Source organism: Microbacterium meiriae (genome assembly GCF_025143875.1).
Lineage (GTDB): Bacteria > Actinomycetota > Actinomycetes > Actinomycetales > Microbacteriaceae > Microbacterium > Microbacterium meiriae.
On the sequence record NZ_JAMBDU010000001.1, the window covers coordinates 135,554 to 148,800 of the forward strand.

The 13,247-nt window shown below is 71.2% G+C and carries 15 protein-coding genes; 7 read left to right on the forward strand and 8 right to left on the reverse strand.

Features of this window, described 5'->3' with window-relative positions:
* Positions 1 to 45 precede the first annotated feature (45 nt).
* Entirely contained in the window at positions 46 to 351 is a 306-nt protein-coding gene (locus M4D53_RS00680) for a hypothetical protein (RefSeq protein ID WP_259951414.1), read from the forward strand.
* 146 nt (positions 352 to 497) lie between these two features.
* Entirely contained in the window at positions 498 to 1,451 is a 954-nt protein-coding gene (locus M4D53_RS00685; protein WP_259951416.1) for an aldo/keto reductase, read from the forward strand.
* A gap of 7 nt (positions 1,452 to 1,458) precedes the next feature.
* On the opposite strand, the gene M4D53_RS00690 is transcribed toward M4D53_RS00685, so the two are convergent.
* The 4 genes from M4D53_RS00690 to M4D53_RS00705 are packed head-to-tail and all read right to left on the reverse strand — an operon-like array spanning position 1,459 to position 5,139.
* Positions 1,459 to 2,133, reverse strand: coding sequence for a response regulator transcription factor (locus tag M4D53_RS00690; protein WP_259951417.1), 675 nt, complete (start codon positions 2,131 to 2,133; stop codon positions 1,459 to 1,461).
* On the reverse strand, positions 2,130 to 3,398 hold the full coding sequence (locus tag M4D53_RS00695; RefSeq protein WP_259951418.1) for a sensor histidine kinase: 1,269 nt from the start codon (positions 3,396 to 3,398) through the stop codon (positions 2,130 to 2,132). Before M4D53_RS00695 ends, M4D53_RS00690 begins: the two co-directional genes overlap by 4 nt.
* An 8-nt stretch (positions 3,399 to 3,406) precedes the next feature.
* Positions 3,407 to 4,231 (reverse strand): ABC transporter permease, encoded by an 825-nt coding sequence (locus M4D53_RS00700; protein WP_259951420.1) that lies wholly within the window; start codon positions 4,229 to 4,231, stop codon positions 3,407 to 3,409.
* Entirely contained in the window at positions 4,228 to 5,139 is a 912-nt protein-coding gene (locus M4D53_RS00705) for an ABC transporter ATP-binding protein (RefSeq protein ID WP_259951421.1), read from the reverse strand. The genes M4D53_RS00700 and M4D53_RS00705 overlap by 4 nt, the downstream gene beginning before the upstream one ends.
* A gap of 164 nt (positions 5,140 to 5,303) precedes the next feature.
* Between M4D53_RS00705 and M4D53_RS00710 the strand changes: the two genes are divergently transcribed.
* Positions 5,304 to 6,218: a DMT family transporter gene (locus M4D53_RS00710; protein ID WP_187664202.1), complete on the forward strand. Its 915-nt coding sequence runs from the start codon at positions 5,304 to 5,306 to the stop codon at positions 6,216 to 6,218.
* On the opposite strand, the gene M4D53_RS00715 is transcribed toward M4D53_RS00710, so the two are convergent.
* Entirely contained in the window at positions 6,215 to 6,898 is a 684-nt protein-coding gene (locus tag M4D53_RS00715; RefSeq protein ID WP_396818000.1) for a nitroreductase family protein, read from the reverse strand. The two genes, M4D53_RS00710 and M4D53_RS00715, sit on opposite strands and share 4 nt — an antisense overlap.
* The gene (msrB, locus tag M4D53_RS00720; protein ID WP_101848572.1) at positions 6,895 to 7,299 is read right to left on the reverse strand and encodes a peptide-methionine (R)-S-oxide reductase MsrB; all 405 of its coding nucleotides are present in this window, start codon (positions 7,297 to 7,299) and stop codon (positions 6,895 to 6,897) included. Before msrB ends, M4D53_RS00715 begins: the two co-directional genes overlap by 4 nt.
* Positions 7,300 to 7,370: 71 nt before the next feature.
* Between msrB and M4D53_RS00725 the strand changes: the two genes are divergently transcribed.
* The 4 genes from M4D53_RS00725 to groL all read left to right on the forward strand — a co-directional run bounded on the left by M4D53_RS00725 (position 7,371) and on the right by groL (position 11,014).
* Complete coding sequence (locus M4D53_RS00725; protein ID WP_259951422.1) at positions 7,371 to 8,363, forward strand: DUF2332 domain-containing protein; 993 nt, start codon at positions 7,371 to 7,373, stop codon at positions 8,361 to 8,363.
* A gap of 9 nt (positions 8,364 to 8,372) precedes the next feature.
* Complete coding sequence (locus tag M4D53_RS00730) at positions 8,373 to 8,633, forward strand: DUF3263 domain-containing protein (RefSeq protein WP_259951423.1); 261 nt, start codon at positions 8,373 to 8,375, stop codon at positions 8,631 to 8,633.
* Positions 8,634 to 8,703: 70 nt separating this feature from the next.
* Complete coding sequence (locus M4D53_RS00735; RefSeq protein ID WP_311198669.1) at positions 8,704 to 9,270, forward strand: LytR C-terminal domain-containing protein; 567 nt, start codon at positions 8,704 to 8,706, stop codon at positions 9,268 to 9,270.
* Positions 9,271 to 9,394: 124 nt separating this feature from the next.
* Positions 9,395 to 11,014 carry a chaperonin GroEL gene (gene groL / locus M4D53_RS00740; protein WP_025105526.1) on the forward strand — a complete coding sequence of 540 codons (1,620 nt, stop codon included), beginning with the start codon at positions 9,395 to 9,397 and terminating at the stop codon, positions 11,012 to 11,014.
* A 77-nt stretch (positions 11,015 to 11,091) separates the two neighbouring features.
* Here groL and M4D53_RS00745 read toward each other — a convergent pair whose 3' ends face one another.
* Together M4D53_RS00745 and M4D53_RS00750 are read right to left on the reverse strand one after the other, a co-directional pair.
* Complete coding sequence (locus tag M4D53_RS00745; protein ID WP_187662068.1) at positions 11,092 to 11,379, reverse strand: WXG100 family type VII secretion target; 288 nt, start codon at positions 11,377 to 11,379, stop codon at positions 11,092 to 11,094.
* 123 nt (positions 11,380 to 11,502) lie between these two features.
* Complete coding sequence (locus M4D53_RS00750) at positions 11,503 to 13,191, reverse strand: sensor histidine kinase (RefSeq protein WP_259951424.1); 1,689 nt, start codon at positions 13,189 to 13,191, stop codon at positions 11,503 to 11,505.
* Positions 13,192 to 13,247: the final 56 nt, after the last annotated feature.

The window sequence follows — 13,247 nt, forward strand, 5'->3', positions numbered from 1 at the left end:
AGCCCACTTCACCGGCGCCCACGGCCCCAGCGCTAGGCTCTGCGCATGAGCGCACCCGCGGACGAGTCCGACCCGTCGCTGATTCCGCAGCGGCTCGCACTGCAGCGACGGAGGACGTGGGCGATCGTGCTCGCCGTCTTCTGGACGGTGAGCGCCGCCTGGTGGCTCGGCTCTGGTCTCTTGACGGACGCGCGCGCCCTGGATGTGATGCGGGTGGCCGTCGGAGCGGTGAGCGTGATGTTGGCGATCGCGTACGCGCTCACGTTGCGGCGCGCGCAGCGGGACATCCGAGACCTCGACGCGCGACACGGAGCGGACGCGGGCCGCCGATATCCTGCAGGTTCGCCGTGATGTCAGGGCGCCCGCATATCGCGTAGCACGTCGGAGGGTGTTATGTTACTGGGGTGCAGGTGGTCGGCACCCCGCCCCGGCCACCTGCGCATCTTTTCCGATCCCCCGTGGGAATGTTCGCGCCGCTCGCTGCGGTTGTCTCGGACATGACCCGCATCGGCTCCAGTGACCTCGACGTCTTCCCCCTCGCCCTCGGCGGCAACGTGTTCGGCTGGACCGCCGACCGTGACGCGTCGTTCGCCGTCCTCGACACCTTCCTCGACGGGGGCGGCGACTTCATCGACACGGCGGACTCCTACAGTGCCTGGGTGCCGGGCAACGAGGGCGGCGAGAGCGAGACGATCATCGGGGCGTGGCTCGCGTCGCGGCGGCCCCAGGGTGTCGTCGTGGCGACCAAGGTCAGCCAGCATCCCGACTTCCGCGGCCTCTCGGCCGGGAACGTCCGCCGCGCGGCGGAGGCGTCCCTCGCTCGCCTCGGCGTGGACGAGATCGACCTCTACTACGCGCACTTCGACGATGAGTCGGTGCCGCTGGAGGAGACGGTCGAGGCGTTCGGCGCCCTCGTCACGGACGGACTCGTGCGGCACGTGGCGGTGTCGAACTACACGGCCGACCGCATCCGGCAGTGGATCGACATCGCCGACCGGCTCGGCGTCGCGCGCCTCGTCGCCATCCAGCCGCATTACAACCTCGTGCACCGCAACGACGTCGAGGACACCATCATCCCCGTCGCCGAGGAGTTCGGGCTGGGCCTCGTGCCTTATTACGCGCTGGCGAGCGGCTTCCTGACCGGCAAGTACCGCTCGACGGATGCCGGGGGAGAAGGGTCGCCGCGCGCCGCCAGAGCCGCGAAGTACGCCACCGCGGCTGGACTTCGGATCATCGACGCGCTGGATGAGATCGGCGCCGCGCACGACGCATCCGTCGCCGCGACGGCTCTGGCCTGGCTGCGGGCGCAGCCGACCGTGGTGGCGCCCATCGCCAGCGCTCGGACGGTGGATCAGGTTCCGGATCTGCTCGCCGGAGCGCGGCTGGAGCTGTCGTCCGAGGAGGTCGAGCGCCTGAACCGCGTGTCGGCCTGGACGCCGCCTCAGAGCTGACCCGGCCTCACCGCCCGACGAGCCCGAGCCGGTGCGCGAGGATCACGGCGTGGATCCGGTCCCGTGCCCCGAGCTTGGCCAGGATGCGGCCGACGTGCGTCTTGACCGTGGACTCGCCGACGTAGAGGGTCGCCGCGATCTCGGCGTTGGAGAGTCCCGTTCCCATCGCGAGGAAGACCTCCTGCTCGCGGTCGGTCAGGGAACGGTATCCGGCGTCGTCGACCGCCTCGGCCGCGGGCGCGGTGCTTCCGAGCTGCGGACCGACATGCTCCAACAGCATGCGGGTCACCCGCGGCGCCAGGGCGGCGTCGCCGCGGTGCACGGCACGGACCGCGGAGAGCATCTCGTGGCGCTGGGCGTCCTTCAGGAGGAAGCCGCTGGCGCCGGCGCGGATCGCACCGAAGGCGTACTCATCGAGATCGAACGTCGTGAGGACGAGCACCCTCGTCTCGGGATGCGCGCCGACGATGGCTCTCGTCGCGGCGATCCCGTCGAGCTCCGGCATGCGGATGTCCATGAGTACGAGGTCAGGGGCGAGGGCAGCGCTCTGGGCGATCGCGGCGTTCCCGTCGGCGGCTTCTCCGATGACGACGATGTCGGGCTCCGCCTCCAGGACCATGCGGAAACCCAGACGGATCAGCTCCTGATCGTCGACCAGGAGCACGCGGATCGGCGCTGTCATGTGTTCTCCTCTCCGCCCGGCGACACGGCCGGGGCCTCGGCCGACGTCGGCAGGACAGCCCGCAGGGTCCATCGCCCCTCGCCGTCCGGCCGGGACTCCAGGGTGCCGCGGACGTGCGCGGCGCGCTCCGTGAGCCCTCGTAGTCCGAAGCCGCCCTCAGTGGGAGCCCCGGCCACGCCGTCGTTGACGATCTCCACCCTCACGGTAGCGGGCGTGTACTCGAGGCGCACGGACGCCGTGGTCGCCGTCGGCGCGTGCCGCATCGCGTTCGTCAGCCCCTCCTGCACGATCCGGCCGAGGGCATGGGCCACGTCGGACGACACCTCCGCCTGACCGGCTGTGGCGAGGGTGACCGGATACCCGGTCCGCTGCGCCGCCGCGACGGTCTCCTGCGGTGACGCGGGAGACACCGGCGCGAGGAGCAGCGGCGCGTCGTCGTCTCGCAGCACGCCGAGCATCGCCCGCATCTGGGTGAGCGCGCTGCGGGCGGTGTCCGCCGCGGAGGTGGCGGCTGCGCGGGCCTGCTCTCGGTCCGGGGTGGCGGCCGCTCCCTCGGACAGCGCCACGACCACGGTCAGGGAGTGCGACACGATGTCGTGCATCTCCCGCGCGATCCGCGCGCGCTCGGCGGCTGCGGCGAGCTGCGCCTGCTGATCCCGCTCCACGAGAAGCTGCCGCGAGCGATCGATGACGGCGTCCAGATAGCGTTTGCGGTTGCCCACGTTCGCGCCGATCAGGGTGCCGATGAGCCCGAGTACGACCGTGCCGAGGAGCGCGTTGACCGCCTCTTGAAGGGTGAAGACGCCGGCCCAGAGGAGGAGCCCGGCCCCGGAGGCGGTCGTCGCGACCCCGATGCCGAAGGCCGTCCACGCCGCGCGGGCGGAGCGGTAGACGGCGAGGGAGTAACCGGCGATCAGCAGGAGCGGGCTGCTCCCGGGCAGGGCGGTGAACAGGAGGAAGGCTTCGAGCAGGATCGCCGCGACCGCGGGAAGCCAGGGCTTCCGTCGACGCCAGAGCAGGGTGGCGCACGCCGCGATCACGCACAGCGGCAGCAGGGCGGCGAGCACGAGCCCGACGGGCCCGCGGTCGGCGTCATCGATGCGCGCGGCGGGGGTGATCGTGAGGATGATGCAGAGCAGGGTGAGCAGGACGTCGGCGAGGACGGGATGGCGCGCCCAGAAACGACGGAACACCCCGGGAGGACGAGGGAGCCGTAGCCCCTCGTCCTCCCGGACGGTGTCCGTTCCGCGTCGCGTCGCCGGCACCCGGTGTCCTACGCGTCGCGCGTGCGGAGGACGGCCCAGGCGGCCAGCAGGCCGCCGACCACCCAGCAGCCCAGCGTGAGGTAGGCGACCGGAGCGTCGAGCGTCGCCGTGTCACCGGGCAGGATCGCGTTCTGCGCGGCGGCGACCGGCAGGTAGGCCGAGGCGTCGATCACCCAGGCCCAGGCCTCGCCGGCCATCGAGAAGAAGCTCGCGACGATCGGGAGCACGAACAGCAGACCGACCGTCGCCGCGATCGCCCCGGCGCCCGAGCGCAGGATGAAGCCGAAGGCCACACCGATCAGCGCGAAGACGGCCATGGCGAGCGAGGCGACCACGATCGGCAGGACGGAGCTCGAGGGGTCCGACCAGTCGATGCCCCGCTCGCGTCCCGCGACCACGGCGGAGACGGCCGCCGCCGCGGCACCGAAGATGACCAGCGACGACACGAACAGGAAGCCCGCGAGCACGAGCGACTTCGCCAGCAGCACGGACCCGCGGATCGGGTCGGCTGTCAGCGTCGAGCGGATCATGCCCGTGGAGTACTCCCCGGTCACCGAGATCGCGCCGATGATGCCGGCGAGCAGCATCGTGAACTGGATAGGCATGACGACGGCCTGGATCGGGTCGAACCCGGGGGCGTCGATCGCCTGGGCGATGAGGACGGCGATGCCGATCGTGAGCACGGCGGCGATCGCGATGGACCACCACGTCGACCGGAGGGTGGTGAGCTTGATGGCCTCGCCTCGCACTGCGCGCGCGAACGTGAGGCGCCGGCCGGAGTCGGCGGCGGGGGGTGCGACGGCCGGGGTCGTCACGGCGGGGGCGGCGGTCATGAGAGCTCCTTCGTGCGGTACTCGACGGCGTCGCCGGTGAGGGCGAGGTAGGCCTCTTCGAGGGATCCGGTGGTCGGGGTGAGTTCGTGCAGCGGGATCCCCCGCTCCGCGGCGAGGTCGCCGATGCGCGCCGCCGGGATCCCAGCGATGTCGAGCAGATCGGGAGCCGCGCTGACGATCTCCACGTCGGGACCGCCCACGGCGGCCACGAGGTCGGTCGGGCGCGGCGTCCGCACGCGCACGCGGTTGGTCGTCCACGAACGGACCAGCTCGGCGAGCGGGGCATCGGCGAGGACCTTGCCCCGTCCCATCACGATGACATGGTCGGCGGTCTGCGCCATCTCGCTCATGAGGTGACTCGACAGCAGCACCGTCCGGCCCTCGGAGGCGGCGTGTCGCACGAACTGCCGCACCCAGCGGACGCCCTCGGGGTCGAGGCCGTTGACGGGCTCGTCGAGGATGAGGGTATGCGGATCGCCCAGCAGTGCGGAGGCGATCCCCAGGCGCTGCCCCATGCCGAGGGAGAACTTCCCGGCGCGCTTCCGGGCGACCGAGCCGATGCCGGCGAGCTCGATGACCTCGTCGACGCGGGAGGTGGGGATGCCGTGCGTGGCGGCCATCGCGCGGAGGTGATCGCGCGCCGTCCGTCCGGTGTGCACCGCCTTCGCATCCAGCAGCACGCCCACCTCGGTGAGCGGTGCGCGGAGCTTGCGGTACTCCCGCCCGGCGACGGTCGCCGTCCCGGCCGTCGGACGGTCGAGCCCGACGATCATGCGCATGGTCGTCGACTTCCCTGCGCCGTTCGGTCCGAGGAAGCCGGTGACGCTGCCGGGCTGCACGGTGAAGGACACGCCGTCCACGGCGGTCTTGTCCCCGAATCTCTTGGTGAGGCCTTCTGCGGTGATCATGGGCTCCACGCTACGGATCGGCGGGTCGCGGCGCGTCCTCCCGGAGGACGATTCCCGGAAGCGGTGGGATCGTCCTCCGGGAGGACCGTGTGGGGGAGGACGGGTGGGCTGCGTCGCTCCGATAGTGTCGACAGGTGACCCCCGCCCGCCGACTCCCCGCTCCTCTGGCCCTCGGGGGAGCCGTCGCGATCGGGGTCATGACCGCGGTCCAGGCGCGCATCAACGGCGTGCTGGGCGTGCGCGTCGACAACGGCATCGTCGCCGGTTTCCTGTCCTTCGCCGTCGGGCTCGTGGCGCTCGCCGTGGTCATCTCGTTCCTGCCCTTCGCCCGGCGCGGCGCGATGCGCCTCGGACGGGGGATCCGGGAGCGCAGCATCCCGTTCTGGATGCTCCTCGGCGGTGCCTGCGGTGCGCTCACCGTGTCCACTCAGGGGTTGACGGCGGGGATCCTCGGCGTCTCGCTCTTCACCGTCGGCGTCGTCGCGGGACAGACCCTGCACGGCCTCGTCCTCGACCGCATCGGCTTCGGCCCGGCCGGCGTCGTGGCCGTGACCCCCGGTCGCGTGATGGGCGGCGTGCTGGCCCTCGCCGCGGTCGGCATCTCCCTCTCCGGCGATGTGCTCGCGACCGCCCCGCTGTGGATGCTGCTGCTTCCGTTCGCCGCCGGCGTGGGCATCGCCTGGCAGGCGGCGACCAACGGGCGGCTGGCCCAGCGCGTGCAGTCGCCGATCGCCGCCACCCTGATGAGCTTCATCGCGGGCACCCTGGTGCTGGCGGTCGCCGCCGGCACCAGCGTCGCGGTGCGGGGGTGGCCAGCCGCGCTGCCGACCGAGCCCTGGCTCTACCTCGGCGGGTTCCTGGGAGCGGGGTACATCCTGCTCGGCGCGTTCATCGTCGCGCACACGGGCGTGCTGCTGATGGGCCTGGGCTCGGTGCTCGGGCAGCTCGTCACGTCCGTCGTGATCGACCTGCTCTGGCCGGCGCAGGCGGGACCGGCACTGTGGCAGGTGATCGCGATGGTGATCGTTGCGGTCGGCTCGGTCCTCGTCGCGGTGCCCTGGCGTCGCCGCCGGCTCTAGGAACCGCTCTTCCTGGCGGCCTTCTTCGCCTTCTTCTTCGCCTTCTTGCGGGCCTTCTTGCGGGCCTTCTTCTCCGCCGTGGCGGCCTTCTTGTCCGCGGCCTCCCGCGCGGCTTCCTCCGCAGCCGCCCGGGCTTCGGCGGAGAGCTTCGGCGGGCGGGTCAGGAGGGTGCGGGCGTCGACGGTCTTGCGTCGGCCCGGGCTCTTGCCCTCCGGCTTCGCGCCGATGTAGAGCCACCCGAGGAGTTCCTCGTCCGGACCCAGTCCATGCATCCGCGCGACCGGCTCCGAGCGCGTGTAGTGCCCAGTGCGCCAGATGACGCCCCACCCCGCCTCATCGAGCAGCAGGCTCAGCACATGGGCGACGCCGGACGCCACCGCCTCCTGCTCCCAGCGCGGTACCTTCTCGCTCGGGCGGTAGCTCGCGACCACCGCGATGAGGAGCGGAGCACGCAGCGGCTTCGTGGACGGCTCCGCGTCCCCCTGCGCCTCGGCGATCGCGGCGCCGAGCGCCTCACGGTCCGCGCCGCGGAGTTCGATCAGACGCCAGGGGCGCAGCGACGAGTGGTCGGCGACGCGGCCGGCGGCGCCGACGAGCGTCACCAGCTCCTCACGTCCGGGAGCGGTGTCGCCGACCTTCGACCAGGACTGCCGTGCGCGGACGGCGTCGAGGGCGCTCACGACTCGTCGGGAGTGAAGTTCAGCGCGATCGAGTTCATGCAGTAGCGGTCACCGGTGGGCGTGCCGAAGCCGTCCGGGAAGACGTGGCCGAGGTGCGAGCCGCACGACGCGCACCGGACCTCGGTACGGACCATGCCGAGGCTGTCGTCCTCGAGCAGCTCCACCGCGTCCGGGCGGACCGACTCGTAGAAGCTCGGCCAGCCGCAGCCCGAGTCGAACTTGGTGCCGCTCTTGAAGAGCTCCGCACCGCAGGCGCCGCAGGTGTAGAGGCCGGCGCGCTCCTCGTCGAGCAGCTCACCGGTCCAGGCGCGCTCGGTCGCCGCCTGGCGCAGCACGGCGTACTGCTCCTCGCCGAGCTCTTCGCGCCACTCGTCTTCGGTCTTGTTCACGCTGTAGGGCATCGTGTCCTCCTGAGTCCCTTCCATTCTCCCTTGTGCGGAGCCTTCGTGGCGCTCCGCGTCAGAATGGACGAATGACCGACGCCGTGCACGAGCGCTATGCCCGATTCGCCGCGATGGAGGCGCCGGGGCGCAGCGCCCTGTATGCGGAGTGGGCGACGGGGGTCGCCGAAGACCAGGAGATCACACGCCTCCTCCAGCGGATCCCCGCGACCCGACGTCAGCCTCCCCTCGTCTTCGCCGTGTCCCGCCTGCTCGGAGCCGGTCATGGGCCGTACTCGGAGTGGCGTCGCTTCGTCCTCGCGCACGCCGACCGGCTCGTCGAGGAATGCACACGGCGCGCGCTCCAGACCAACGAGCCGCTGCGTACCGCCGCGCTGCTCCCGGTGCTCTCCGAGATCGACGGACCCCTCGCTCTGCTGGAGGTCGGCGCCTCCGCCGGCCTCTGCCTGTACCCCGATCGCTATTCGTATCGCGTCATCGACGGAGACGGGCTCGTCCGTCAGGCGCTCGATCCCCTCGACGGCCCCTCGTCGGTGGTGCTCGAGAGCGTCGTCTCCGGCGACCTGCCGTCGCTGCGGATGCCCGAGGTCGTGTGGCGTGCGGGGATCGACCTCGCGCCGCTGGACGCCGCCGACGACGAGGATCGGCGCTGGCTGCGCGCTCTCGTGTGGCCGGGCGAGGAGGGGAGGGAGCAGCGCATCACGGCCGCTCTCGACATCGCGGCCGCCGACCCGCCTCTTCTCGTCGCCGGAGACGCGGCTGTCCACCTGGAGGACCTGGCGCGGGCCGCCCCGGCGGACGCCACGCTGGTGATCACGACGCCGGGCGTTCTCGTGCACATCCCGCGGGCGGAGCGGGAGGCGCTGGTCGCGAGGATCGCGGCGCTCCCCGCGCACTGGGTCACGATCGACCCGCCCGCCCTGCTCGACGTCTGGGATCCGCCGGTCGCCGCGGAGACGTGGCCCGGGTTCGTCGTCGCGCTCGACGGTCGGGTGCGCGCCGCTGCCGATCCGCTCGGCGCCCGGTGGGAGTGGCGCGCGGGCGAAACGCCGACCACGACCTAACCTGAGGACATGCCCGCAGACCACCTCACGGAGCGCGATCGCGCGATCCTCGCCCTGGAGGCCGCCTGGCCGCGCCACGGCGGCATGAAGGAGGAGGTCATCCGTACGCGGCTGGGGATGAGTGCGGCGCGCTACTACCAGCTCCTCGGTCGGCTCATCGACTCGGAGGCGGCCCTCGCCTTCGATCCGATCCTCGTCGGCCGCCTGCGTCGGCTGCGGGATGCCAGGAGCGCCCGGCGGTCGGCGCGGGTCCCCGGCTTCACGGGCTGACCCGACCCGCGGCACGCGATCGGGCTCGTCGCGGAACGGTTTGCCAGGGACGTGCCGCTAGCATCGAGGGGTGTCCAAGCCCCCCCGTGACCGTTTCGACGAGGTCCCCCGTTCCACCGGACGCGTGGGAGCACACCGCGCCGAAGCCCCGGGCATGAACGGCTGGGTCGTGCTGCTGTGGTCGTTCGTCGCCGCTCTCGTGCTCATCATCGCCGGCATCTTCGGCGCCCTGGCCGTCATGGGACGGATCGACCTCTTCCCGGAGGCGGCGCCGTCCGCGGCCCCCACGCCTGAGCAGACCGGGGTGATCGACCCGAGCTATTCGGTGCTCATCCTCAACGCGACCCCGGACAGCGGGCTGGACGATCAGATGCGCGACACCCTCATCAACGCCGGGTGGGCGGCGGCGACCGTGCTCGCCAGCGACAGCGCCAGCGACGACTTCGAGACCACGACCGTCTACTACGTCAGCGCCGAGGACGAGGAGGCGGCGAAGGGCCTCGCCGGCGTCATCGGCGGTGCCGAGGTGCAGCAGAGCGACTACTACGCCGGCCAGACGGAGGACGGGCAGAAGCAGCTCACCATCGTGATCGGCGTCGACCGGGCCGCGTCGGTGCCCGAGACTCCCGCGCCCTGACGCCCGTCTCCCTCCCGGATCGTGCGGCTTGCACTCGATGGTGTCGAGTGCCAGAATGGCGTTAGCACTCTCTCACTCTGAGTGCTAAACCCACCGTCTACGTCCAGGAGGGACGACAAAACTCATGGCAAAGATCATCGCCTTCGATGAGGAGGCCCGCCGCGGCCTCGAGCGTGGCCTCAACATCCTCGCCGACGCGGTCAAGGTGACCCTCGGCCCGCGTGGTCGCAACGTCGTGCTCGAGAAGAAGTGGGGCGCCCCCACGATCACGAACGACGGTGTCTCCATCGCCAAGGAGATCGAGCTGGACGACCCGTACGAGAAGATCGGCGCGGAGCTCGTCAAGGAGGTCGCCAAGAAGACCGACGACGTCGCCGGTGACGGCACGACGACCGCCACGGTGCTCGCCCAGGCCCTGGTCCGCGAGGGGCTGCGCAACGTCGCGGCCGGCGCCGACCCCATCTCGCTCAAGCGCGGCATCGAGAAGGCCGTCGCCGCGATCACCGAGGAGCTGCTGAGCACGGCGAAGGAGATCGACTCCAAGGAGCAGATCGCCGCGACCGCCTCCATCTCGGCCGCCGACCCGGCGATCGGCGAGCTCATCGCCGAGGCCATCGACAAGGTCGGCAAGGAGGGTGTGGTCACCGTCGAGGAGTCGCAGACCTTCGGCACCGAGCTCGAGCTCACCGAGGGCATGCGCTTCGACAAGGGCTACCTGAACCCGTACTTCGTCACGGACCCGGAGCGCCAGGAAGCCGTCTTCGAGGACCCGTACATCCTCATCGCGAACCAGAAGGTCTCCAACATCAAGGACCTCCTGCCCATCGTCGACAAGGTGATCCAGGACGGCAAGGAGCTCGTCATCATCGCCGAGGACGTCGAGGGTGAGGCCCTCGCGACCCTCGTGCTGAACAAGCTCAAGGGCATCTTCAAGTCGGTCGCCGTCAAGGCTCCCGGCTTCGGCGACCGCCGTAAGGCGCAGCTGCAGGACATCGCGATCCTCACGGGCGGCCAGGTCATCACCGAAGAGGTGGGCCTCAAGCTCGAGAACGCCACGCTCGACCTGCTCGGCCGTGCGCGCAAGGTCATCGTCACCAAGGACGAGACCACGATCGTCGAGGGTGCCGGCGAGGCCGACCAGATCGAGGGTCGCGTCACGCAGATCCGTCGCGAGATCGAGAACACCGACAGCGACTACGACCGCGAGAAGCTGCAGGAGCGCCTGGCGAAGCTCGCCGGTGGCGTGGCCGTCATCAAGGCCGGCGCTGCGACCGAGGTCGAGCTCAAGGAGCGCAAGCACCGCATCGAGGACGCCGTCCGCAACGCGAAGGCGGCCGTCGAGGAGGGCATCGTCCCCGGTGGTGGCGTCGCGCTCATCCAGTCCGGCACGAAGGCGCTCGACGCTCTCTCGCTCGAGGGCGACGAGGCGACCGGTGCGAACATCGTGCGCGTCGCGATCGAGGCTCCGCTGAAGCAGATCGCGCTGAACGCCGGTCTCGAGCCGGGCGTCGTCGCCAACAAGGTGTCCGAGCTCCCCGCGGGCCAGGGCCTGAACGCCGCCAGCGGCGAGTACGGCGACATGTTCGCACAGGGCATCATCGACCCGGCGAAGGTCACGCGTTCCGCGCTGCAGAACGCCGCGTCGATCGCCGGTCTGTTCCTGACGACGGAGGCCGTCGTCGCCGACAAGCCGGAGAAGGCTGCTGCTCCCGCGGGTGACCCCACGGGCGGCATGGACTTCTGATCCTCTGACAGGATCGGAGACCCCGGTCTCACCGACAGAAAGCCCCCGGCTCCGGCCGGGGGCTTTCTGCGTGTCCCTCAGCGGAACAGGCTCGCCGAGTACTGATCTGCGTCGGCGTACTGGGTGGCCACGGCGCCGAGCGAGGTGCCGATACCGTCCAGGACGAGCTCGACGTGCTGCTGGGCGCCCTGCCACTCCTCCGCGCACCCCTGGAACGCCGTGGCGGCGGTGCCGACCCAGGCGGTCTGCAAGTGCCTGAGCTGCGACATGAGGGTGGCGGATTCGGCGCGCAGACGCTCGATGGTGGCGCGCGTCGCGGCTTCGGCCGCGTGGACGGCGTCGGTGTCGACGGTGAAGACGGTCATGGGAACTCCCTTCGAGGAAACCCCGACGATACGCAGGCGGCAGTCCCGGGGCGCCCGGAGAGGGAGCGCGGCACCGCGGACGGGAGAACGCCGCGGTGCGAGCCGACTGTGCAGAAGAGGCGGTTACGGCAGGTCGAGGCGGTCGAGCGGCTGCGTGTCCTCGAGGAGATGCTCCGGGGTCGAGCGCGCCGGCGCCAGTGGCAGCGTCACGGTGAAGGTGGCTCCGCCTCCAGGGCTCTCGGAGACCGCGATGTCGCCGTTCAGAGCCTTGAGGATGGAGGCGACGATGGCGAGCCCGAGACCGGATCCACCGGTCTCCCGTGCCCGGGACGTGTCGGCGCGCCAGAACCGCTCGAAGATCTGCTCCCGGATCTGCGGGGGGACACCCTCGCCGTGATCGACGATCGAGATGCTCGCGGTCCCGGCGACGCGGTCCGAGTCCACCACGATCTCGATCGGACTGTCCTCCGGGGAGAAGCGGCGCGCGTTCCCCAGGAGATTCGTGACCACCTGGCGGACCTTGTTCTCCTCGCCGAGCACGATCGGCGGCGTCCGGACCGGGATGTCCGCGACCTCGGTGAAGTCGATGGCGGGGGGCTGCTCCGCCGTGCGCGGACGGCGGCGCAGCCGCGACAGGGTGGCCCGGGGCCGGGTCTTGGGTGCGGGGTCCTGGGCGATGGGCACCACGGGCGTGCGGATGGGGGCGGTCGGGACGTTCTCGACCGTCCGGTCGATCACGGAGATCACGCGTCCGGGCGCCGCGGCGCGCACGTCGAGGGCGGCGTCGCGGGCGATGGGGCGGAGGTCGAGAGGGACGATCTCCGGCTCGCGCTCCTCGTCCAGCCGTGCGAGCGCGAGGAGATCCTCCACGAGCACGCCCATGCGGATCGCCTCCTTCTCGATGCGCTCCATCGCCCGAGCGGTGTCCTCCTCGCCCTTGATCGCGCCCATGCGGTACAGCTCGGCGTACCCGCGCACGCTGACGAGCGGGGTCCGCAGCTCGTGACTGGCGTCTCCGATGAACCGGCGCATGTGCTGCACCGTGCGGTCGCGTTGGGCGAGGGACCGGTCGACGCGGTCCAGCATCGTGTTGATGGCCGCATTGAGGCGGCCGACCTCGGTGGTCGGCTCCAGGTCGGTGAGCCGCTGTCGGAAGTCGCCGGCGGCGATCGACATGGCGGTCTGCTCCACCTGCCCGAGCCGTCGGAAGGTCAGCGTCACGAGGCCGCGGGTGAGCAGCGCTGCGACGAAGATCGTGATGAGGGCGATGGTGATGTAGATGCCGAAGTACTGACTGATGATGCGGTCGGCTTCGGCGAGGGGGAGCGCCACCATCTGGATGCTGAGCGGGTCGCCCTCCTGCTGCACGACCGCGGCAGCAGCGTGGTAGACGCCGCCGTCCGCGTCCTCGAGCGCGAGGACCTGCTCCTCATTCGCCTGGGCGTCGGAGAGCGAGTACTCGGCGGGGAAGACCGGAGCTCGGCCCGACGCGCTCGGCGCGGTCGCGCGGAGGGTGCCCTCCGCGTCGTAGACCGCGAACGAGAAGTCACGCGGCTTCTCGTCTCTCGGCGTGTAGGTGGTGACGCCGTCGATCGTCGTCGTGTCGAAGTACCGGTTGACGAGGTCGCTGGTCACCAGCGCAGGGAGCTGCGCGTTGATGTTCTCCACCAGGGCGTTCCGCAGCAGCGGTACGGTCCCGATGCCCGCGACGAGGAGGCCGAGCGCGAGGACGGCCACGGTGACGCCGGTGACCTTGGCGCGGAGGCTGATGCGCCGCCACCACGCGGTGACCGCATCCGGCTTGTGCGCCATGCGGTCCTCCCTGCTGCGACGGCGGTGCCGTCCGGGGACGGCGGGTGCGGACTTGA